Below are 21,862 nucleotides of genomic sequence, written 5' to 3' on the forward strand. Positions count from 1 at the left end.
GACGACGTAGACTTCATCTGGTCGAGAGGCGTTGCAACGGTTCCGGATCACAGCCCGTGACCGCCACGCTCGGCAGAGTTAAGGACGCCTTCCGCTCTGGAAGGAATGCACGTGACCAATCTGCAGCCGAATGTCCGACCCGACTGCACGGACGCGCTGGCAACTGCTCTCGAACAGCGGATCCTGGTGATCGACGGCGCGATGGGTACGGCGATCCAGCGCGATAGGCCCGACGAGGCCGGATATCGCGGCGTACGGTTCGCCGACTGGCCGAGTGACCTCATCGGCAATAACGATCTGCTCACTCTGACGCAGCCCCACATCATCGAGGGCATCCACCGTGAGTACCTCGAGGCAGGTGCGGACATCCTCGAGACCAACACCTTCAATGCGAACGCGGTGTCGCTCTCCGACTACGGCATGGAAGAGCTGAGCTACGAGCTGAACTACGCCGGTGCCGCGCTGGCGCGAGCCGCCGCCGACGACTACAGCACCCCGGCGAAGCCCCGATACGTGGCCGGGGCGCTGGGGCCGACCACCCGGACCGCCTCGATTTCACCGGACGTCAACGATCCCGGAGCCCGCAATGTCTCCTACGACCAGCTGGTCGCCGCCTACCTCGAAGCAGCCAACGGCCTGGTCGACGGCGGTGCGGACATCATCCTCGTGGAGACCATCTTCGACTCGCTGAACGCCAAGGCAGCGGTGTTCGCCGTGGAGACGCTGTTCGAGCAGCGCGGTCGGCGCTGGCCGATCATCATCTCGGGCACCATCACCGACGCGTCAGGGCGCACGTTGTCCGGCCAGGTCACCGAGGCATTCTGGAACGCGATCCGGCACGCCAAGCCCATCGCGGTGGGCCTCAACTGTGCCCTGGGCGCTCCGGAAATGCGGCCCTATATCGCCGAGATGTCGCGCATTGCCGACACCTTCGTCTCCTGCTATCCGAACGCGGGTCTGCCCAATGCCTTCGGTGAGTACGACGAGTCGCCCGAGCGCCAGGCCGGGTACCTTGCCGAGTTCGCCGAGGACGGCCTGGTCAACCTGGTCGGTGGGTGCTGCGGGACAGCGCCTGCGCATATCGCGGAGATCGCCAAGGTTGTCGAGGGCATGGCCCCTAGACAGCTGCCACAGCTGCCGGTGGCCACCCGACTATCGGGCCTGGAGCCGCTCAACATCACCGACGACTCGCTGTTCGTGAACATCGGTGAGCGCACCAACATCACCGGCTCCGCCCGGTTCCGCAACCTGATCAAGGCAGAGGACTACGACACCGCGCTGTCGGTCGCCCTGCAGCAGGTCGAGGTCGGTGCGCAGGTCATCGACATCAACATGGACGAGGGCATGATCGACGGCGTTGCCGCGATGGACCGGTTCACCAAGCTGATCGCGGCCGAACCCGACATCAGCCGCGTCCCGGTGATGATCGACTCCTCCAAGTGGGAGGTCATCGAGGCCGGCCTGAAGAACGTGCAGGGCAAGCCGATCGTCAACTCGATCTCCATGAAGGAGGGCGAGGAGAAGTTCATCCGCGAAGCGCAGCTGTGCCGCAAATACGGTGCCGCCGTCGTGGTGATGGCCTTTGACGAAACAGGTCAGGCCGACAATCTGGAGCGTCGGAAGGAGATCTGCGGGCGCGCCTACCGGATCCTGACCGAAGAGGTCGGCTTTCCGGCCGAGGACATCATCTTCGATCCGAACTGCTTCGCGCTGGCGACGGGTATCGAGGAGCACGCGACGTATGGGATCGACTTCATCGAGGCCTGCGCCTGGATCAAGGAGAACCTGCCCGGGGTGCACATCTCCGGCGGTATCTCGAACGTGTCGTTCTCGTTCCGCGGCAACAACCCCGTCCGCGAGGCTATTCACGCAGTGTTCCTGTTCCACGCCATCAAGGCCGGTCTGGACATGGGCATCGTCAACGCCGGCGCACTGGTGCCGTACGACTCGATCGACTCCGAGCTGCGGGAGCGCATCGAGGACGTCGTCCTGAACCGTCGCGCGGACGCGGCCGAACGGCTCCTGGAGATCGCCGAACGGTTCAACAGCACGGAGAACTCGGGCGGAGGAGACGATCGAGCTGTTCAAGAGTGGCGTAATCTTCCTGTACGCGAACGGATTACGCACGCCCTGGTCAAGGGCATCGATGCTCATGTCGACGACGACACCGAGGAATTGCGCGCCGAGATCGCCGATGCGGGCGGCCGCCCGATCGAGGTGATCGAGGGGCCACTCATGGACGGCATGAACGTCGTCGGTGACCTCTTCGGTGCTGGAAAGATGTTCCTACCCCAGGTGGTGAAGTCGGCCCGGGTGATGAAGAAGGCCGTCGCGTACCTGCTGCCGTTCATCGAGAAGGAAAAGGAAGAGTCCGGCCTCACCGCGTCCAAGGACACCAACGGCACCATCATCATGGCGACCGTGAAGGGCGACGTCCACGACATCGGCAAGAACATCGTCGGGGTCGTCTTGCAGTGCAACAACTTCGAGGTGATCGACCTCGGTGTGATGGTGCCTGCCCAGAAGATCCTGGAGGCGGCGAAGGAGCACGACGCCGACATCATCGGGTTGTCCGGCCTGATCACCCCGTCGCTGGATGAAATGGCCAACTTCGCCGTCGAGATGGAACGCGAAGGGCTCCAGATCCCGCTGCTGATCGGTGGCGCGACCACCTCGCGCGCACACACCGCGGTAAAGATCTCGCCGCGTCGCAAGGGCCCGGTGGTCTGGGTCAAAGATGCCTCGCGTTCCGTGCCCGTCGCCGCCGCACTCCTCGACGACAAGCAGCGGCCAGGACTACTGGAGGCCACCGAGAAGGACTACGCGTCGCTTCGCGAACGGCATGCGCAGAAGAACGAGCGGCCGACGCTGACGCTGGAGAAGGCCCGGGCCAACCGGACGCCGATCGAGTGGGACGGATACACCCCACCGGTGCCCGTCCAGGGCATTGGCGTGCGGGAGTTTCTGGACTACGACATCGCCGAGCTGCGTGAGTACATCGACTGGCAGCCGTTCTTCAACGCCTGGGAGATGAAGGGCCGGTTCCCCGACATCCTCAACAACCCGGCCACCGGCGAGGCCGCACGCAAGCTGTATGACGACGCCCAGCAGATGCTCGACACCCTGATCAAGGAGAAGTGGCTGACCGCCAACGGGGTGATCGGCTTCTTCCCGGCGAACGCGGTCGGCTCGAACATGGAAGACATCGAGGTCTACACCGACGACACCCGCACCGAGGTGCTGACCACGCTGCACAACCTGCGCCAGCAGGGCGAGCACCGCGACGGCATCCCGAACCGGAGCCTCGGTGACTACATCGCGCCCAAGGACACTGGCCTGGCCGACTATGTCGGTGCCTTCGCGGTCACCTCGGGGCTCGGTAGCCAGGACAAGATCATGGAGTTCAAGGCGGATCTGGACGACTACAGCGCGATCCTGCTGGAGTCGGTCGCCGACCGGCTGGCCGAGGCTTTCGCCGAACGGATGCACCAGCGGGTCCGCAAGGAGTTCTGGGGCTTCCAGCCCGATGAGCAGCTGGACAACGAGGCGCTCATCGGCGAGAAGTACCGGGGAATCCGCCCGGCGCCCGGTTACCCGGCCTGCCCGGAGCACACCGAGAAGACCACGCTGTTCGACCTGATGGACGTCACGAAGCGGACCGGCATCGAGCTGACCGAATCGATGGCGATGTGGCCCGGCGCCGCGGTCAGCGGCTGGTACTTCTCGCATCCGCAGTCGCAGTACTTCGTGGTCGGCCGGTTGGCCCAGGACCAGGTCGCCGACTATGCCAAGCGCAAGGGCTGGACGCTGCAGGAAGCGGAGCGCTGGCTCGGCCCGAACCTCGGCTATAACCCTGAGGACTGAGCACCGGCGTCATGGGCAGCAGGCGACCTCTGACAGAATTGGTCGCATGCGAGCGGTGCTGTGGGACATGGACGGCACGCTCATCGACTCGGAGAAGCTCTGGGATATCTCGATGGCCGAAACGTGCCGCAGGCTGGGCGGCGAGATGACCCCCGAACTGCGTACCGCGCTGCTCGGCGGATCCGCCGAGGCCACCATGAAGATGATGTTCGCGGCGTTCGGGCTGGAGCCGGACCCCGAGCTGATGGCCCGCGAGAACGATTGGCTGCACGAGTACACCGGCGAGCTCTTCGAAACCAATCTCACCTGGTGCGACGGTGCCCAAGACATGCTCGCGCAGCTAGCCGCCGAGCAGGTATCCATGGCACTGGTGACCAACACCATCAGATCACTCACCAACCAGGCGCTCAAGACCATTGGCACACAGTGGTTTTCCGGAACCGTATGCGGCGACGAGGTGGTGCGCACCAAACCGGCCCCCGACCCGTACTTGCGGGCTGCGGCGCTGCTGGGCATAGATCCGGCCGATTGCCTGGCCATCGAGGATTCGGCGACCGGTGCGGCCGCGGCCGAGGCGGCGGGTTGTGCGGTGCTGGTGGTGCCCAACCATGTCGAGGTGCCCGCCGGCGACCGGCGCAGGCATGCCACCACCTTGTCGGGCCTATCCGCGGACGACCTGCGGCGCGCCCACGCGGATGTGCGGACGGCCACCACGTGCAAACCCATATGACTCATCAGGTGGGGGCGTGACAGAATCGCCACCCGTGAAGACCTTCGACGAGCTGTTCGCTGAGCTCAGTGATCGCGCCAAGACCCGGCCTGAGGGGAGCGGCACCGTCGCCGCCCTCGACGCGGGGGTGCATACCCTGGGCAAGAAGCTGCTCGAAGAGGCGGGTGAGGTGTGGCTGGCCGCCGAACACGAGAGCGACGAATCGCTTGCCGAAGAGGTAAGTCAGCTGCTCTATTGGGCACAGGTGCTGCTGATCGCCCGCGGTCTGACTCTCGACGACGTCTACCGGAAGCTCTGACATGACCAGTACGAACGGCGTCCCCAAAGCCCTGCGCGTCGCAGTCCCCAACAAGGGGGCACTCAGCGAGGCCGCATCGGAGATCCTGTCGGAGGCGGGCTATCGGCGGCGTGGCGACGCCAAGGATCTGACCGTGCTCGACCCGCAGAACGACGTCGAGTTCTTCTTCTTGAGGCCCAAGGACATAGCGATCTATGTCGGCTCGGGCGAGCTCGATCTCGGTATCACAGGTCGTGATCTGATGATGGACTCCGATGCGCCGGTAATCGAGCGGCTGGCGCTGGGATTCGGTGGTTCGACCTTCCGCTATGCCGCGCCCGCCGATCGAGACTGGACGATTTACGACATCGCCGGTAAGCGGATCGCCACTGCCTATCCCAACCTGGTCCGAAAGGATCTGGCCGCCAAGGGGATCGAGGCCGAAGTCATTCGCCTGGACGGTGCCGTCGAGATATCCATTCAGCTGGGTGTGGCCGATGTGATCGCCGACATCGTCGGCACCGGCCGCACCCTGCGTCAGCACGGTCTGGCGCCCTTCGGGGAATCGTTGTGTGATTCGGAGGCGGTGCTGATCGAGCGGGAGAATGCCGATCCGGCAACGCAAACCGCTCGCACGCAGCTGAGCACTCGTATCCAGGGAGTGGTGTTCGGGCAGCAGTACTTGATGCTCGACTACGACTGCCCGCGCGAGGTTCTGGACGAGGCGCTCAAGGTAACGCCCGGTCTGGAATCACCGACTCTGGCCCCGCTGGCCGACGAGAAGTGGGTGGCGGTGCGTGCCCTGGCCCCACGCAAGGGGGTCAACACCACTATGGATGCGCTCGCCGCGATCGGTGCGAAGGCCATCTTGGCCTCCGAGGTCAGGTTCTTCCGGGCCTAGTTTTCCCGGGCTTTCCCGGATTCCATCGCGAGCGACGTCGGCTCGGCCTAGCATGAACCTATGGCGCTGCACGTCCTCGTCTATAGCGATGACATCACGGTCCGGCGCAAGGTAATTCAGGGAATCGGCACGCGGCCCGATTCAGCCCTGCCGGCGCTGGAGTTCGTCGAGGTAGCCACCGGACCCATGGTCATCGAACGCCTCGGTGCGGGCGGAATCGACTTGGCCATCCTGGATGGTGAGGCGACGCCCTTCGGTGGGATGGGCGTGGCCAAGCAGGTCAAAGACGAGGTCGACGCTCCGCCTCCGATCATCGTTCTGACCGGTCGTCCGCAAGACAGCTGGCTGGCGAGCTGGTCCCGTGCCGAGGGTGTGGTGCCGCGGCCGATCGATCCGATGCGACTGACCGCGACGGTGATCGACCTGCTGGGTTCGGCTGCCGCTACGCACCGCTGACGTCAGCCGTCCAGGGCTCTTCGACTCGATACTTAATTGCGCAAAACACCGTCAAACGGTGGCATGGATCCTGCGCCAACCGATAGTGTGTTTCTTAGGTCACATCTGTACTGGTCGGCAGCCCTCGACCACAGACAGCACTGACACGGCAACGTTGCCGATCCAGCACAGGGACCCGATCGATCGATTCGGGAGGCTGGTCTGCCATGGATGCGTATGTGCCGATCTTGGTACTCGGCGCTATTGCGGTGGCCTTTGCCGTTTTCTCCATTGGGATTTCATCGTTCGTCGGTCCACGTCGATACAACCGGGCCAAGCTCGAGGCCTACGAGTGTGGCATCGAGGCCACACAGCATTCCATGGGCCGTGATCATCATGGCGCCGCATCCGGCGGACATAGGGTGCCCGTCAAGTACTACCTCACCGCCATGTTGTTCATCATCTTCGATATCGAGATCGTCTTCTTGTACCCGTGGGCCGTTCACTTCGGCGCCCTCGGACTGTTCGGACTGCTCGCAATGGCCCTGTTCATCGTCAACGTGTCGGTGGCGTACGCCTACGAATGGAGGCGCGGTGGCCTGAGCTGGGATTAGCCCCTGTGCGATTGGTGGGGCGGCGCGGAAGTCCTTGCAACATCACGAATAAGCACACCTGTCGGGAGAGCCATGGGTCTTGAGGAAAAACTGCCTAGCGGATTTCTGCTGAGCACCGTCGAGACGCTGGCGGGGTACGTGCGCAAAGGTTCGTTGTGGCCGGCCACCTTCGGACTGGCCTGCTGTGCCATCGAGATGATGTCCACGGCGGGCCCGCGATTCGATATCGCCCGCTTTGGCATGGAGCGTTTCTCGGCGACACCACGACAGGCCGACCTCATGATCGTGGCGGGCCGGGTGAGTCAGAAGATGGCTCCGGTGTTGCGACAGATCTACGACCAGATGGCCGAACCCAAATGGGTGCTTGCCATGGGGGTCTGCGCATCATCCGGCGGCATGTTCAACAACTACGCCATCGTCCAAGGTGTCGATCATGTTGTCCCCGTGGATATCTACCTACCGGGATGCCCGCCACGCCCGGAGATGCTGCTGCATGCGATCTTGAAGTTGCACGAGAAGATCGGGCAGATGCCGCTCGGAGCCAACCGTGAGGAAGTCATCCGCGAGACCGAGGCCGCCGCGCTCGCCGCGACGCCGACCATCGAGATGAAGGGCCTGCTGCGGTGACGAGCGACGATCAGAGCTCTGGTGAGGTCATCGGGGTACGGCACGGGCTGTTCGGGGTCCGGGGCAGTGGCGACACCTCGGGCTACGGTGGGCTGATTCAGTCGATCTCCTTGCCGGCGAGTTCTGATCGCCCGTACGGCGGGTACTTCGACCAGGTCGTCGAACGGCTGGAATCGGTTCTGGCGGAGCAGGAACACGTTACCTATGAGGACGCTGTCGAGAGTGTTGTCGTCTACCGCGATCAGCTTACGATCCACGTGAAGGCCGAGCATCTGGTGCAGGTCGCCCAGTCTCTGCGGGATGATCCCCAGCTGCGCTTCGAGCTCTGCCTGGGCGTCAGTGGTGTGCATTACCCCGAGGACACCGCGCGGGAACTGCATGCCGTATACCCACTCATGTCGATCACGTGGAACCGCCGAATCATGCTCGAAGTGGCTGTACCTGAAGGTAATCCGCATATCCCGTCACTTAATGCCGTATACCCGACCACCGACTGGCATGAACGCGAAACCTACGACTTCTTCGGCATCGTCTTCGACGATCACCCCGCGCTGACCCGAATCGAAATGCCCGATGACTGGGAGGGGCATCCTCAGCGCAAGGACTATCCACTCGGTGGCGTACCGGTCGAGTACCACGGGGCCACCATTGCGCCGCCCGATCAGCGGAGGTCCTACAACTAATGACAGCACAGCCCGAGATTCATCTCATGGCCGGTGGGCAGGACTGGGACGAGATCGTCACTGCCGCTGCCCAAGCCAGCGACGAGAGAATCGTCGTCAACATGGGACCGCAACATCCGTCGACCCACGGCGTGCTTCGCCTGATCCTGGAGATCGAAGGGGAGACCGTTACCGACGTCCGCTGCGGAATCGGGTATCTGCACACCGGTATCGAAAAGAATCTGGAGTACCGGACCTGGACGCAGGGTGTCACCTTCGTGACCCGAATGGACTACCTGTCACCTTTCTTCAACGAGACCGCCTATTGCCTGGGCGTTGAGAAGCTGCTGGACATCACCGACGAAATCCCGGAGCGGGCCACCGTGATTCGGGTGTTGATGATGGAACTCAACCGCATCTCCTCCCATCTGGTCGCACTCGCCACGGGCGGTATGGAGCTCGGGGCGATGACCGCGATGTTCCTCGGGTTCCGGGAACGCGAGATGATCTTGAAGGTCTTCGAGGCGGTCACCGGCCTGCGCATGAATCATGCTTACGTCAGGCCGGGCGGGCTGGCGCAGGATCTGCCCGATGGCGCCGAACAAGACGTGCGCGATCTGCTCAAGATTCTGCCCGGCAGGTTGCGCGATATGGAAAACCTGTTGAACGAGAACTACATCTGGAAGGCGCGGACCCAGGGCGTCGGATACCTGGATCTGACCGGGTGTATGGCTCTGGGCATCACCGGTCCGGTGTTGCGCGCGACCGGGCTTGCCCACGATCTGCGGCGCGCACAGCCGTACTGCGGTTATGAGAACTATGACTTCGAGGTCATCACCCATGAGGACTGCGACTCTTACGGTCGATATCTGATTCGGGTCAAGGAGATGCACGAGTCCATCAAGATCGCTCAGCAGTGTCTGGACCGGTTGCGGCCGGGACCGGTCATGGTGGACGACAAGAAGATTGCGTGGCCTGCTGACCTGGCCTCTGGCCCGGATGGACTGGGTAACTCGCCCCAGCACATCGCCAAGATCATGGGCACGTCGATGGAAGGACTCATTCATCACTTCAAGCTGGTGACCGAGGGGATCCGCGTGCCCGCCGGGCAGGTGTATGTCGCCGTCGAGTCGCCGCGCGGCGAGCTCGGGGTCCATATGGTCAGCGATGGCGGAACCCGGCCCTATCGGGTGCATTTCCGCGATCCATCCTTTACCAATCTGCAGTCTGTGTCGGCGATGTGTGAGGGCGGAATGGTGGCCGATTTGATAGCCGCGGTGGCGAGCATCGACCCGGTGATGGGTGGGGTGGACAGATGAGTGAGGTATTCGTCGAACTCGGGAGCCGCCCGCCGGAGGACGAGGGAAGTTTCAGCGGCCGCAAAAGCTATCCGCCGGAAGTGGTTTCCCGGCTTACCATCGATGCCAAGGAGGTTCTCGACCGGTACCCGAGTCGTAGGTCGGCGTTGTTGCCGCTGCTGCATCTGGTGCAGTCCGAGGACGGATACGTAACCATGGCGGGAATCGAATTCTGCGCCGGGCAAGTGGAATTGACGGCAGCGGAGGTCACCGCGGTGGCGAGTTTCTACTCGATGTACCGGCGCGAACCGACCGGCGATTATCTCGTCGGGGTGTGCACCAACACGTTGTGCGCGGTGCTCGGTGGTGACGCGATCTTGACGCGATTGGTCGACGAGCTGGGCGTGGCACCGGGAGGCACCACCGAGGACGGCAAGGTGACACTCGAGCATGTCGAATGCAACGCCGCCTGCGACTACGCGCCGGTGTTGATGATCAACTGGGAGTTCTTCGATAACCAGACCCCTGACGGGGCAGTAGATCTGGTGGAAGGGCTCCGGGGTGGACGAATCCCCGAGCCCCGGCGCGGTGCTCCGCCGTGCACGTTCAGACAGACCGCCCGGATCTTGGCCGGGTTCGCCGATGATCGGCCGGACGCGGTGGCCGCCGCGCGGCCCGGGAACCCGACGCTGGCCGGGCTGCGACTGGCCCGGGATGTGCAGCGGAACGCACAGAAGGAGGTGTGATGACTTCCTCTATTCTCTCCCCGGTCCTGTCCGAGTACTGGGACGAGGCCGACTCGTGGACTCTCGACGGGTATCTGCGTCATGACGGATATCAGGGCCTGCGCACCGCGCTGAGCATGGAACCGGATGCGGTCATCGGCGTGGTCAAGGAAGCCGGGCTGCGTGGACGAGGAGGTGCCGGATTCCCGACAGGCACCAAATGGTCGTTCATCCCGCAGGGCGATGGCAAGCCGCACTATTTGGTGGTCAACGCCGATGAATCCGAACCCGGTACCTGTAAAGACATTCCGCTGATGCTGGCGACACCGCACACCCTCATCGAGGGAATCGTCATCGCCGCCTACGCGATCCGCGCCGCACATGCCTTCATCTATGTACGCGGTGAGGTGATCTCGGTGATCAGGCGATTGCAGACCGCGGTGGCCCAGGCCTATGAGGCCGGATATCTGGGGCGCAACATCCTTGACAGTGGTTTCGATCTCGAGTTGGTGGTGCACGCCGGCGCGGGTGCCTACATCTGTGGGGAAGAAACCGCGCTCTTGGACTCGCTGGAGGGCCGCCGCGGCCAGCCGCGGCTGCGTCCCCCGTTTCCCGCCGTTGCCGGTCTGTATGCCGGCCCGACGGTTGTCAACAACGTCGAGTCCATCGCGAGCGTGCCCGTCATCCTGCGGCGCGGTCCCGAGTGGTTCCGGACCATGGGTTCGGAGAAATCCCCTGGATTCACGTTGTATTCGTTGTCTGGGCATGTGCGTACTCCCGGCCAGTACGAGGCCCCGCTCGGCGTGACGCTGCGACAGCTCCTGGAGCTGGCCGGGGGAGTACGGGACGGGCACGGGCTCAAGTTCTGGACCCCCGGTGGTTCGTCGACACCGCTGTTCACCGTCGAGCACCTGGACGTCCCGCTCGACTACGAGGGGGTGAGCGCCGCCGGATCAATGTTGGGCACCAAGGCATTACAGATATTCGATAACACCACGTGCGTGGTGCGCGCGGTGCTGAGATGGACCGAGTTCTACGCGCACGAGTCCTGTGGTAAGTGCACGCCCTGTCGCGAGGGCACCTACTGGCTGGTGCGCATCCTGCGGCGATTGGAATCCGGCGAGGGTACCGCCGAAGACCTCGACAAGCTTCTGGATATCTCGGACATCGTGCTGGGTAAATCCTTTTGCGCTCTCGGGGACGGTGCGGCGAGCCCGATCATGTCCTCGCTCAAGTACTTCCGCGGAGAGTATGAGGCGCACCTGGAGAATGGGTGTCCCTTCGATTCGGGAGCCAGCACCGTGTTCGGGGAGGTAGATCGATGACGGCCACAGAACCAGCCATCAACACCGACTTCGTTACCGTGAACATCGACGGACACAGCATCTCGGTGCCTAAGGGCACATTGGTGATTCGCGCTGCCGAATTGATAGGCGTGCAGATTCCCAGGTTTTGCGATCACCCGCTGCTCGATCCGGTGGGTGCCTGTCGCCAGTGCCTGGTCGAGGTGGAAGGGCAGCGTAAACCGTTGGCCGCCTGTACCACCACCGTTGCCGAGGACATGGTGGTCCACACGCAGGTCACCTCCGCGGCGGCGCAGAAGGCGCAGAGCGGTGTGATGGAGCTGCTGCTGATCAATCATCCGCTCGACTGTCCGGTCTGCGACAAGGGCGGCGAGTGCCCTCTGCAGAACCAGGCGATGTCGACCGGCCGTTCCGAGACCCGATTCACCGAGGCCAAACGCACGTTTCCGAAGCCGATTCCACTATCCACCGAGGTGCTGCTCGACAGGGAACGCTGTGTCCTGTGCGCCCGGTGCACCCGCTTTTCACAACAGGTGGCCGGCGACCCCTTCATCGAGCTACTCGAACGTGGTGCGTTACAACAGGTTGGTATCGCGGACGGCGGGCCCTTCGAGTCATACTTCTCCGGCAACACCGTGCAGATATGTCCGGTCGGCGCGCTCACCGGCGCTGCCTACCGGTTCCGTGCGCGCCCATTCGACCTGGTGTCCACCCCCAGTGTGTGCGAGCACTGTGCGAGCGGATGCGCGCAACGCACCGACCATCGGCGCGGAAAGGTGCTGCGGCGCCTGGCCGGTGACGATCCCGAAGTGAACGAGGAATGGAATTGCGATAAGGGGCGTTGGGCGTTCGCCTACGCCACCGCACGGGATCGCATGACCAATCCGCTGATACGTGACGAGTCCGGGGATCTGGTCGCGGCATCGTGGCCACAGGCATTGGAGGCCGCCGCAAAGGGTTTGGCGGGCGCCGGTGCCAACGCGGGGGTCCTGACCGGTGGGCGGCTCACCGTCGAAGATTCCTACGCCTACGTCAAATTCGCCCGCATGGTGCTGGGCACCAACAACATCGACTTCCGAGCCCGTGCACATAGCGCCGAAGAGGCCGCGTTCCTGGGTTCGGGTGTCGCCGGGCACGGGCTGACGCGCACCTATGCGGCCCTGGAGTCCGCGCCGGTGGTCCTGCTGGCGGGATTCGAGCCTGAAGAGGAATCTCCGATTGTTTTCCTGCGGCTGCGCAAGGGGGTGCGTAAACGGGGCCTCAAGGTGCTGACCATCGCGCCCTTCGTCAGCCGAGGATCCACCAAGCTTTCGGCCGATGTGATTGCCACAGTTCCCGGGGGCGAGCCGGAAACGATGGCAAGCCTGGCCGATTCTGAGTTACTGCGTCGGCCCGGCGCCGTGATCATGGTGGGAGAGCGACTGGCGTCAACGCCCGGAGCGCTGTCCGCGGCAGCCCGGTTGGCCACCACCACGGGCGCAACGCTGGTGTGGGTTCCGCGCCGGGCAGGGGAGCGTGGCGCGTTGGAGGCGGGAGCATTGCCGAGACTGCTGCCGGGCGGGCATCCGGTATCCGACAGTGCGGCACGGCGCTACATCGCCGACAAGTGGGGTGTGATCGCGCTGCCCGATATGACCGGACTCGATGCGGCCGGCATGCTGGATCCGGGCAGCGGACTCGACGCCTTCCTCATCGGTGGCGTGGAGCTGGCCGATCTGCCCTATCCCGCCGCCGCCATCGGTGCGCTCAGAAGCGCGTTCGTCGTCAGCCTGGAGATGCGCCACAGCGCAGTCACCGAACTCGCCGATGTGGTTCTTCCGGTAGCGGCCGTCTCTGAGAAATCCGGCAGTTTCGTCAACTGGGAAGGCAGGCTGAGACCCTTCCGGGCGACTCTCGACACCAGCGATGCTCTCGATGACCTCAGGGTGCTCGCCGCGCTGTCAGCGCGTATGGATCGGCCGATCGGGCTGAACGACGAAAATCAGGCACTCGGCGAGCTTGCGGATATCGGCCCCTGGGAGGGGGTGCGGGAAACCCCGGGACCGGTACGCGCGACCGCCAGACCCCAGCCGGTGGCGGGAGAGGCGGTGCTGGCCTCATGGAGGCTGCTGCTGGATGCCGGTCGGCTGCAAGACGGCGAGGCGTTCCTTGCCGGGACCGCACACACCGCACAGGTGCGGTTGTCGGAGGCAACCGCAAGTGAGATCGGTGCCGTGGACGGCGAATCGGTGACGATACGCAGTCTCTCGGAGTCGATCCCGGGTTCGATAACCCTGCCGCTGCGGATAACCGAGATGCCCGACCGGGTGGTGTGGGTGCCCATGCGTTCGGTCGGGTCGGAGGTTCATCAGCAGCTCGGTCCGGCACTAGGACAAGTGGTGCGAATCGAGGTCGCACCATGAGGCAGACGGACGGTTCTCCTGTGCTCTCCCAGTTCGGGATTGACCCGCTCTGGTTGGTCCTCGTGAAATGCGTAGCGGTATTCGCGTTTCTGGTTCTGACCGTTCTCGTCGCCATTCTTGTGGAGCGCAAGGTGCTCGCTTGGATGCAGCGCCGAATCGGTCCCAATCGGGTGGGTCCCTTCGGCTTGTTGCAGAGCCTGGCCGACGGCGTGAAACTGGCGCTCAAGGAGGGCCTGACCCCGGCCGGGGTCGACAAGCCGATCTATCTCCTCGCGCCCATCATTTCGGTGGTGCCGGCGATCGTGGCATACGCCGTCATCCCGTTCGGCCCCGTCGTCTCGGTCTTCGGGCATCGCACCCCACTTCAGCTGACCGATCTTCCGGTGGCCATTCTGTTCGTGCTGGCGGTCACGTCCGTAGGCGTGTACGGGATTGTCTTGGGGGGCTGGGCATCCGGCTCCACCTACCCGCTGCTGGGTGGATTGCGCTCCTCCGCGCAGGTGATTTCCTATGAGATCGCGATGGGTCTGACATTCGCGGCGGTGTTCCTGCTGGCCGGCACGATGTCGACCTCGGGAATCGTCGCCGCGCAGGCCGGTCGTTGGTACGTCTTCCTGCTGCTGCCGTCATTCCTGGTGTACGTGACCGCCATGGTCGGCGAGACCAACAGGGCGCCATTCGATCTCCCCGAAGCGGAGGGCGAGCTGGTCGGTGGCTTCCATACCGAGTACTCCTCGCTGCGCTTCGCCATGTTCATGCTCGCCGAATACATCAACATGGCAACGGTTTCCGGTTTGGCGGCAACGATGTTTCTCGGGGGCTGGCATGCGCCGTGGCCGTTGAGCCTGATCGACGGAGCGAACAGCTCCTGGTGGCCGGTGCTGTGGTTCGTGGCCAAGGTCTGGGGCTTCATGTTCCTGTTCATGTGGTTGCGCGCCACGTTGCCACGGCTGCGCTATGACCAGTTCATGCGGCTGGGCTGGGAGGTCCTGATTCCGGTGGCGCTGGTATGGATCGTCGTTGTCGGGGTGGTGCAGGCGCTGGCCCTGTACGGATACGGAAACCCCTCGATCATTCTCGGGATCACCGGTCTCGTGGTTTCTGTCGGCAGTATCGCCGTGGTAGGTGTGCTCTCCCGACGCACTGAGCCGCCAAAATCGGTGCCGGCTAAGAGTTTCGATCCGATGGCCGGCGGATTCCCGGTACCACCGCTGCCCGGGCAGCGCTTCGACGCGGACCCGTTCTCGACCACCAAGGAGGATGCACATGCCTGATGTTCTGCGGCGTTCGGTCGACGCGATGGCGGGATTCTGGGTGACCTTCTCGTCCATGTTCAAGAAACGGCTCACCGAGCAGTACCCCGAGAAGAAAGAGCCCACCGCGCCGCGCTATCACGGGCGGCATCAACTCAACAGGTATACCGATGGGCTGGAGAAATGCATCGGTTGCGAACTGTGCGCCTGGGCGTGCCCGGCCGATGCCATTTTCGTTGAGGGCGCTGACAATTCCGAGCGGGAACGCTTCTCGCCGGGGGAGCGGTATGGCCGGGTGTACCAGATCAACTACCTGCGATGCATCGGGTGCGGGCTGTGCATCGAGGCGTGCCCCACTCGCGCGCTGACCATGACCAACGACTATGAGATGGCCGACGACAACCGGGCCGACCTCATCTACGGCAAGGACAAGCTGCTGGCACCGCTGCAGCCTGGCATGGAGTCACCCCCGCACGCGATGTACCCGGGCACCACCGACACGGACTACTACCTCGGCAACCTGCCGCAGGCCGGGAAGGAAGTCAGGTGAGCCCGGATTTCGTGACCGGCCACGTGGCAGTGCTTGCCGCTGAGGGGTTATCCCGCACACCGACATGGGAGGCGGTGACGTTCTGGGTACTTGGCGCCATCGCGGTGCTGGGTGCACTCGGTGTGATCGCGGCGCCGAAGGCGGTGTACTCGGCGATCTTTCTTGCCATGACGATGGTCGTTCTCGCGGTCTTCTTCGTAGCCCAGGGAGCGTTGTTCCTCGGCGTCGCCCAGGTGGTGGTGTACACCGGCGCGGTCATGATGTTGTTTCTCTTCGTCCTCATGTTCGTCGGGGTGGATTCCTCGGATTCTCTGGTGGAGACCCTGCCGGGGCAGCGGGTGGGTGCGATCGCCGCCGGTTTGGGATTCGGAATCCTGGCTATCGCGGGTATTGGAAACGCCTCCACGACAGTGTTCGTCGGGCTCGATCAGGCCAACAGCCGTGGCAACGTGGAGGATTTGGCCGAGCGCATCTTCATCGACTACCTCTGGGCGTTCGAACTCACCGGCGCTCTGCTGATCACCGCGACGATTGGCGCGATGGTGCTGGCGCATCGCGAGAAGCTGGGGCAGACCGGCGGTCAGCGTGAGTTGGCAATTCGGCGGTTTCAGCATGGAGACCGTGCCACACCGTTACCCAATCCCGGTGTGTACGCACGGCATAACGCCGTGGACGTACCCGCGCTGCTTCCCGACGGATCCTTGTCCGAGTTGTCGGTCAGCGGCGTGCTCACCCCGCGGGACATGGAGGCACGGTGAATCCCGGCAACTACCTCTACCTGGCCGCACTCATCTTCACCATCGGGGCTGCCGGCGTGATGTTGCGCCGCAACGCGATCGTGGTCTTCATGAGCATCGAGCTGATGCTCAACGCGGCCAATCTGGCATTCGTCACCTTCGCCCGGATGCACGGGAACCTCGACGGTCAGGTCATCGCGTTCTTCACCATGGTGGTCGCGGCCACGGAAGTGGTTGTGGGACTGGGGATCATCATGACCATCTTCCGTACCCGCAGGTCGGCCTCGGTCGACGACGCCGATTTGTTGAAACTCTAGGAGGGAAGTCCCCGTGACATGGCTCATGCCGGCGCTGCCGCTGGCGGGTGCGGCCGTACTCCTGCTCGTCGGCCGTCGGGGTGACGCCTGGGGGCATCTGTTGGGCTGCGCGACGGCACTCGCGTCGTTTCTTGTCGCGGTCGTTTCGTTCGTCGGCATGCTGGGCCGAACGGGTGCGGAGCGAGCGGTGCAGGAGACTCTTTTCACCTGGGTTCCGGTGGGAGGGTTGCACATCGATTTCGGGCTCACCCTCGATCAGCTGTCCGTGTGCTTCGCACTGTTGATCACCGGAGTGGGTTCACTCATCCACATCTACTCGATCGGCTACATGGAGCATGATCCCGACAGGCGACGGTTTTTCGGCTATCTGAATCTCTTCCTGGCCGCCATGCTGCTACTGGTGCTCGCCGACAACTTCCTGGGTTTGTACGTCGGCTGGGAGGGTGTCGGTCTGGCGTCGTACCTGTTGATCGGCTTCTGGTATCAGAAACCATCGGCCGCAGCCGCGGCCAAGAAGGCCTTCATCGTCAACCGCGTCGGTGATATGGGGCTGGCCCTGGCCATGATGCTGATGTTCGCGACGTTCGGCTCGGTCGGCTTTGCCCAGGTACTCGGGTCGGCCGGCGCGGCGGGCGAAAGCCGTAACACCGCAATCGGACTGGCACTGCTGCTGGCGGCGTGCGGAAAGTCGGCTCAGGTGCCGCTGCAGTCCTGGCTTGGCGACGCGATGGAAGGCCCCACCCCGGTGTCCGCGCTCATCCACGCCGCCACCATGGTCACCGCAGGTGTCTACCTGATCACCCGGTCCGGGCCGATCTTCGAACACGCACCCTACGCGCAGGTCGCGGTGGTGATCGTGGGTGCAGTTACCGTGCTCTTCGGAGCGATCATCGGCTGCGCCAAGGACGACATCAAGAAGGCCCTGGCCGCGAGCACCATGTCGCAGATCGGCTACATGGTGTTGGCGGCCGGGCTCGGCCCCGCCGGGTACGCCGTGGCGATCATGCACCTGCTCACACACGGGTTCTTCAAGGCCGGGCTATTCCTCGGTGCGGGCTCGGTCATGCACGGTATGAACGAGGAAACCGACATGCGCCGCTACGGCGGGCTGCGCGCCGTCATGCCGATCACCTTTGTCACCTTCGGGCTGGGATATCTTGCCATCATTGGAGTTCCACCGTTTGCGGGGTTCTACTCGAAGGACAAGATCATCGAGGTCGCCTTCGGGCACGGCGGTGCCGGGGGATTCCTTCTCGGGTCGGCGGCGCTACTGGGTGCCGGGATTACGGCGTTCTACATGACCCGGGTGATGCTGATGACCTTCTTCGGCACCCGCCGTTGGAGACCGGACGCGCACCCACACGAATCACCGTCGGTGATGACGTGGCCGATGATGGTGCTCGCCATCGGGTCGGTGAGTGCCGGATTCCTGCTGAGCTTCGGCGGAGCATTGCAGAACTGGCTAGAACCGGTCGTGGGTGCGCATCATGGCGAGTTACCCGTTCCGGCCTGGGCCATCAGCGTCGTCACCGTCGCGGTGGTGCTCTGTGGCGTTGTGGTGGCCTATCGGATGTACCGCGCAGACGTACCCGAGTCGGCTCCTCGGGGTTCGGTGCTCACCGTTGCCGCTCGCCGGGATCTGTATGGCGATGCCGTCAACGAGGCGGTGTTCATGCGCCCCGGGCAGCGTCTCGCACGGGGGCTGGTGCTCGCCGACGACCGCTGGGTCGATGGTCTTGTCAACGCTGTGTCCTCGACCCTGGGCGCGGTGTCGAACTGGGTGCGGCGCTTACAGACCGGCCATGTCCGCTCGTACGCGTTGTCCATGTGTGCCGGAGCGGCTGTGGTGGTCGCCGTGTTGATGGCAGTGAGGTGGTGAGCGCCGTGGGTGCCGTGACAGCTCTGTGGTTCATTCCCCTGATCGGCGCCGCCGCGGTGCTGATCATGCCGGGCCACCAACGGACCCTGGCCAAGTATGTGGCGTTGAGTGCCTCGGTGCTGGTACTGGTCGTCGCGATCGGACTAGCCGTTGCGTTCGACCCCGCGGGACCCCAATACCAGTTCGTCGAATCGATGTCCTGGATACCCGCATTCGGGATGAAGTACGCGGTGGGGCTCGACGGAATCGGGCTCGCGCTGGTCCTGCTGACCGCGGGGCTCCTGCCCGTGCTGTTGCTGGCCGGATGGAACGATGGGGCAGAGGCGCCCGGATACGAGAATCGGCCTGTGGCACAACGCTATGTCGCCCTGATCCTGGTCGTGGAATCGATGGTGCTGCTGTCTTTCTCGGCCCTGGACGTGCTGCTCTTCTACATCTTCTTCGAGGCCATGCTGATCCCGATGTACTTCCTGATCGGAGGATTCGGGAGTACCCATTCAGACGCCAAGCAGCGCTCACGCGCGGCCGTGAAGTTCTTGATGTACAACCTGTTCGGCGGCCTGATCATGCTGGCCGCCGTCATCGGTCTCTACGTGGTCACCGCCAGAGGTCAGACCGGTACGTTCGATCTGCGGGATATCACCGAGATGGTCGCCACCGGCGCACTCGGGATCGACCCGGGTGTCGCGAAGGCACTCTTCCTCGGGTTCATGTTCGCGTTTGCGGTCAAGGCCCCGCTCTGGCCATTTCACACGTGGCTGCCCGACGCGGCAGTGCACGCCACCCCGGCCAGTGCGGTGCTCATGATGGCGATCGTGGACAAGGTGGGCACCTTCGCGATGCTGCGGTACTGCATTCAGCTGTTCCCCGAGGCCAGCAGATACTTCACCCCGGTGATCATCACCCTGGCGGTCATCGGCATCGTCTACGGCGCCATCGTGGCGATCGGTCAGACCGATGTGATGCGGCTGATCGCCTACACCTCGATATCGCATTTCGGGTTCATCATCCTGGGCATCTTCGCGATGACGAGCCAGGGACAATCGGGTTCGACGTTGTACATGGTCAACCACGGCATCTCTACGGCGGCATTGATGTTGGTGGCGGGATTCCTGGTATCTCGCAAAGGCTCTCGACTCATCGCGGCATATGGGGGAGTCCAGAAGGTGGCACCTGTTCTCGCCGGATCCTTCTTGGTGGCAGGTCTGGCCACCCTGTCGCTGCCCGGGCTGGCACCGTTCATCAGTGAATTTCTGGTTCTGGTGGGAACATTCACGCGATACCCGGCGGCCGCGGCGTGCGCGGTCATCGCATTGGTGCTGGCCGCCATCTACGTGCTGTGGATGTATCAGCGGATGATGACGGGGCCGTTGGCGCCGGGAAATGAGAGCATCGGTGATCTGAAGCGCCGTGAACTCACCGTGGTCGCGCCGTTGATCGCAATGCTTCTCGTGCTGGGCATCTACCCCAAGCCACTGTTGGACATCGTGAATCCGGCGGTGGAACAGACGCTGCGCACCATCAACGAGAAGGATCCGCCGCCGGCAGTGGCCGATGTGGCCCTTCGGCACGGCGAAGGTGAGCGACGATGACCGATATCGGGATTCTTCCCACGCCGCCGATCGCCTACGGCGCGCTGTCTCCCATGCTGATCATGTTCGGTGTCGCGGTCGTATCCGTGCTCGTCGAGGCGTTCGCTCCGCGACGGTACCGGCTCACGACCCAGCTGGCGCTGACCACCGGAGGGATCCTCGCCGCCTTTGCGGCCGTGGTGGCGCTCGGCGGTACGCGTGAGGTCGTCATGAACGGGGCCGTGGCGATAGACGGCCCCACGCTCTATCTGCAGGGGCTCGTCCTGGTGGCCTCCGGCCTGGCGCTGACGGTGATGGCGCAGCGTAGAATAGCTGTGGCCCTTCCCAGTACGGTTGCCGTCGGCGGCGGGCTGGACGCCTTCGCCGCGCAGGCGTCCAGCGTTCCGGGCAGCGAGCCGGAGGGGGTGCTGAATCGCACCGGTATTACGCAAACGGAGATCTTTCCGCTGACACTGTTCGCGATTGCGGGCATGATGCTGTTCCCCGCCTGCAACGACCTGTTGACGATGTTCGTTGCCCTGGAGGTGTTTTCACTCCCATTGTATGTGATGTGCGCGCTGGCCCGACGACGCCGGCTGCTGTCGCAGGAATCGGCGCTCAAGTACTTTCTGCTCGGCGCCTTCTCCTCGGCGTTCTTTCTGTTCGGGTCGGCTTTCGTCTACGGATACGCCGGAACCGTCGAACTCGACGCCGTCGCGCGGGCCGTCAGTGCCGATGCGGGGGAGCGGTCCTTCCTGCTACTCGGCGTGGCCATGCTGTCGGTGGGTCTGTTGTTCAAGGTGGGGGCGGTGCCCTTCCACTTCTGGGTTCCCGACGTGTACCAAGGGGCGCCGACCCCGGTCACCGCATTTATGGCGGCCACCACAAAGATTGCGGCTTTCGGTGCGCTGCTTCGGGTTCTGTATGTGGCGCTGCCGGGGATCACGGCCGACTGGCGTCCGGTGCTGTGGGCGGTGGCAATCGCGACCATGCTGATCGGATCGATCGGTGCCGTCACGCAGACCGATGTCAAACGCATGTTGGCCTATTCCGCGTTGGCGCACACCGGATTTCTGTTGACCGGGGTTACGGCCGCCAACGAACGTGGTGTGTCGTCGACATTGTTCTATTTGGCCGCATACGGTTTCAGCACCGTGGGAGCATTCGCCATTGCCGGGCTGGTCCGGTCCGGCAATGGTGACGGTGGCCCGAGTGAGGATGAAGAGATCACCGATCTGAGTCGATGGGCAGGAATCGGTCGCCGATCGCCCGTGCTCGGCATCGTCTTCGCTTTGTTCCTGCTGGCCTTCGCGGGCATTCCGCTGACCAGTGGATTCGTCGGCAAGTTCGCGGTCTTCGAGGCCGCCGCGTCCGGTGGTGCCGTGCCGCTGGTGGTGGTGGGTGTGGTGTGCAGCGCCATCGCCGCCTACTTCTACGTGCGGGTGATCGTGTTGATGTTCTTCGCCGACCCGGTCGCGAACTCCGGGGTGCTTCGGATCCCCGGCCCGGCGGTGGCGATATCGATCGGAGTGAGTGCGCTCGTCACCGTTCTGCTCGGTGTAGTACCGCAGCCCCTGCTCGATCTAGTCGGGAATCTCGCCCACTTCGTTCCGTGAGTCCGATCACCGGCCACCGGTGTTTCGACACGCCGTGTTCCGTGCCGACACGCCTCTGATCCGCGCAGAATGCGGCGTGTCGACGCATACCGTGGCCTGG

At 63.8% G+C, this 21,862-nt stretch carries 19 protein-coding genes; all 19 read left to right on the forward strand.

All coding sequences use genetic code 11. The annotated features are described in order from the left end of the window. Positions 1 to 111: 111 nt before the first annotated feature. The 19 genes from metH (at position 112) to nuoN (ending at position 21,762) form a co-directional block, all read left to right on the forward strand. Positions 112 to 3,864 (forward strand): methionine synthase, encoded by a 3,753-nt coding sequence (metH, locus tag MSTE_RS10160; protein ID WP_096505704.1) that lies wholly within the window; start codon positions 112 to 114, stop codon positions 3,862 to 3,864. 46 nt (positions 3,865 to 3,910) lie between these two features. Then, positions 3,911 to 4,594 carry an HAD family hydrolase gene (locus MSTE_RS10165; RefSeq protein WP_096500917.1) on the forward strand — a complete coding sequence of 228 codons (684 nt, stop codon included), beginning with the start codon at positions 3,911 to 3,913 and terminating at the stop codon, positions 4,592 to 4,594. Between the two features lie 16 nt (positions 4,595 to 4,610). Then, positions 4,611 to 4,892: a phosphoribosyl-ATP diphosphatase gene (locus tag MSTE_RS10170; RefSeq protein ID WP_005061184.1), complete on the forward strand. Its 282-nt coding sequence runs from the start codon at positions 4,611 to 4,613 to the stop codon at positions 4,890 to 4,892. A 1-nt stretch (position 4,893) separates the two neighbouring features. Beyond that, positions 4,894 to 5,772: an ATP phosphoribosyltransferase gene (gene hisG / locus MSTE_RS10175; protein ID WP_046253466.1), complete on the forward strand. Its 879-nt coding sequence runs from the start codon at positions 4,894 to 4,896 to the stop codon at positions 5,770 to 5,772. 60 nt (positions 5,773 to 5,832) lie between these two features. Then, complete coding sequence (locus tag MSTE_RS10180; RefSeq protein ID WP_096500919.1) at positions 5,833 to 6,228, forward strand: hypothetical protein; 396 nt, start codon at positions 5,833 to 5,835, stop codon at positions 6,226 to 6,228. A gap of 206 nt (positions 6,229 to 6,434) precedes the next feature. After that, positions 6,435 to 6,821: an NADH-quinone oxidoreductase subunit A gene (locus MSTE_RS10185; RefSeq protein WP_030095573.1), complete on the forward strand. Its 387-nt coding sequence runs from the start codon at positions 6,435 to 6,437 to the stop codon at positions 6,819 to 6,821. A gap of 72 nt (positions 6,822 to 6,893) precedes the next feature. Beyond that, entirely contained in the window at positions 6,894 to 7,448 is a 555-nt protein-coding gene (locus MSTE_RS10190; RefSeq protein WP_030095574.1) for a NuoB/complex I 20 kDa subunit family protein, read from the forward strand. Then, the gene (locus MSTE_RS10195) at positions 7,445 to 8,131 is read left to right on the forward strand and encodes an NADH-quinone oxidoreductase subunit C (protein ID WP_096500921.1); all 687 of its coding nucleotides are present in this window, start codon (positions 7,445 to 7,447) and stop codon (positions 8,129 to 8,131) included. Before MSTE_RS10190 ends, MSTE_RS10195 begins: the two co-directional genes overlap by 4 nt. Beyond that, positions 8,131 to 9,429 (forward strand): NADH dehydrogenase (quinone) subunit D, encoded by a 1,299-nt coding sequence (gene nuoD, locus MSTE_RS10200; protein WP_096500923.1) that lies wholly within the window; start codon positions 8,131 to 8,133, stop codon positions 9,427 to 9,429. The genes MSTE_RS10195 and nuoD overlap by 1 nt, the downstream gene beginning before the upstream one ends. Continuing rightward, a complete protein-coding gene (gene nuoE, locus MSTE_RS10205) occupies positions 9,426 to 10,154 on the forward strand; it encodes an NADH-quinone oxidoreductase subunit NuoE (RefSeq protein ID WP_096500925.1) in 729 nt (242 codons plus the stop codon). Before nuoD ends, nuoE begins: the two co-directional genes overlap by 4 nt. Further along, positions 10,154 to 11,458, forward strand: coding sequence for an NADH-quinone oxidoreductase subunit NuoF (gene nuoF, locus MSTE_RS10210; RefSeq protein ID WP_096500927.1), 1,305 nt, complete (start codon positions 10,154 to 10,156; stop codon positions 11,456 to 11,458). The genes nuoE and nuoF overlap by 1 nt, the downstream gene beginning before the upstream one ends. Further along, positions 11,455 to 13,839 carry an NADH-quinone oxidoreductase subunit G gene (locus MSTE_RS10215; RefSeq protein WP_096500929.1) on the forward strand — a complete coding sequence of 795 codons (2,385 nt, stop codon included), beginning with the start codon at positions 11,455 to 11,457 and terminating at the stop codon, positions 13,837 to 13,839. Before nuoF ends, MSTE_RS10215 begins: the two co-directional genes overlap by 4 nt. After that, positions 13,836 to 15,113 carry an NADH-quinone oxidoreductase subunit NuoH gene (nuoH, locus tag MSTE_RS10220; protein ID WP_096500931.1) on the forward strand — a complete coding sequence of 426 codons (1,278 nt, stop codon included), beginning with the start codon at positions 13,836 to 13,838 and terminating at the stop codon, positions 15,111 to 15,113. Before MSTE_RS10215 ends, nuoH begins: the two co-directional genes overlap by 4 nt. Next, positions 15,106 to 15,642: an NADH-quinone oxidoreductase subunit NuoI gene (nuoI, locus tag MSTE_RS10225; protein ID WP_096500933.1), complete on the forward strand. Its 537-nt coding sequence runs from the start codon at positions 15,106 to 15,108 to the stop codon at positions 15,640 to 15,642. Before nuoH ends, nuoI begins: the two co-directional genes overlap by 8 nt. Positions 15,643 to 15,671: 29 nt before the next feature. Next, a complete protein-coding gene (locus MSTE_RS10230; protein WP_096505706.1) occupies positions 15,672 to 16,400 on the forward strand; it encodes an NADH-quinone oxidoreductase subunit J in 729 nt (242 codons plus the stop codon). Further along, a complete protein-coding gene (gene nuoK / locus MSTE_RS10235; RefSeq protein WP_096500935.1) occupies positions 16,397 to 16,696 on the forward strand; it encodes an NADH-quinone oxidoreductase subunit NuoK in 300 nt (99 codons plus the stop codon). The genes MSTE_RS10230 and nuoK overlap by 4 nt, the downstream gene beginning before the upstream one ends. 13 nt (positions 16,697 to 16,709) lie before the next feature. After that, positions 16,710 to 18,575 (forward strand): NADH-quinone oxidoreductase subunit L, encoded by a 1,866-nt coding sequence (gene nuoL / locus MSTE_RS10240; RefSeq protein WP_096500937.1) that lies wholly within the window; start codon positions 16,710 to 16,712, stop codon positions 18,573 to 18,575. Continuing rightward, positions 18,572 to 20,167, forward strand: a complete 1,596-nt coding sequence (locus MSTE_RS10245; RefSeq protein WP_096505708.1) for an NADH-quinone oxidoreductase subunit M — start codon at positions 18,572 to 18,574, stop codon at positions 20,165 to 20,167. The genes nuoL and MSTE_RS10245 overlap by 4 nt, the downstream gene beginning before the upstream one ends. Further along, positions 20,164 to 21,762, forward strand: a complete 1,599-nt coding sequence (nuoN, locus tag MSTE_RS10250; RefSeq protein WP_096500939.1) for an NADH-quinone oxidoreductase subunit NuoN — start codon at positions 20,164 to 20,166, stop codon at positions 21,760 to 21,762. The genes MSTE_RS10245 and nuoN overlap by 4 nt, the downstream gene beginning before the upstream one ends. Positions 21,763 to 21,862: the final 100 nt, after the last annotated feature.

Source organism: [Mycobacterium] stephanolepidis, from assembly GCF_002356335.1.
Lineage (GTDB): Bacteria > Actinomycetota > Actinomycetes > Mycobacteriales > Mycobacteriaceae > Mycobacterium > Mycobacterium stephanolepidis.

Excerpts from the sequence above, each read along its gene's own strand:
- MSTE_RS10180 (WP_096500919.1), top strand. The coding sequence starts at position 5,833 with ATGGCGCTGCACGTCCTCGTCTATAGCGATGACATCACGGTCCGGCGC.
- MSTE_RS10165 (WP_096500917.1), top strand. The coding sequence starts at position 3,911 with ATGCGAGCGGTGCTGTGGGACATGGACGGCACGCTCATCGACTCGGAG.
- nuoE (WP_096500925.1), top strand. The coding sequence starts at position 9,426 with ATGAGTGAGGTATTCGTCGAACTCGGGAGCCGCCCGCCGGAGGACGAG.
- MSTE_RS10215 (WP_096500929.1), top strand. The coding sequence starts at position 11,455 with ATGACGGCCACAGAACCAGCCATCAACACCGACTTCGTTACCGTGAAC.
- nuoD (WP_096500923.1), top strand. The coding sequence starts at position 8,131 with ATGACAGCACAGCCCGAGATTCATCTCATGGCCGGTGGGCAGGACTGG.
- nuoN (WP_096500939.1), top strand. The coding sequence starts at position 20,164 with ATGACCGATATCGGGATTCTTCCCACGCCGCCGATCGCCTACGGCGCG.
- nuoH (WP_096500931.1), top strand. The coding sequence starts at position 13,836 with ATGAGGCAGACGGACGGTTCTCCTGTGCTCTCCCAGTTCGGGATTGAC.
- MSTE_RS10185 (WP_030095573.1), top strand. The coding sequence starts at position 6,435 with ATGGATGCGTATGTGCCGATCTTGGTACTCGGCGCTATTGCGGTGGCC.
- nuoI (WP_096500933.1), top strand. The coding sequence starts at position 15,106 with ATGCCTGATGTTCTGCGGCGTTCGGTCGACGCGATGGCGGGATTCTGG.
- MSTE_RS10190 (WP_030095574.1), top strand. The coding sequence starts at position 6,894 with ATGGGTCTTGAGGAAAAACTGCCTAGCGGATTTCTGCTGAGCACCGTC.
- nuoF (WP_096500927.1), top strand. The coding sequence starts at position 10,154 with ATGACTTCCTCTATTCTCTCCCCGGTCCTGTCCGAGTACTGGGACGAG.
- hisG (WP_046253466.1), top strand. The coding sequence starts at position 4,894 with ATGACCAGTACGAACGGCGTCCCCAAAGCCCTGCGCGTCGCAGTCCCC.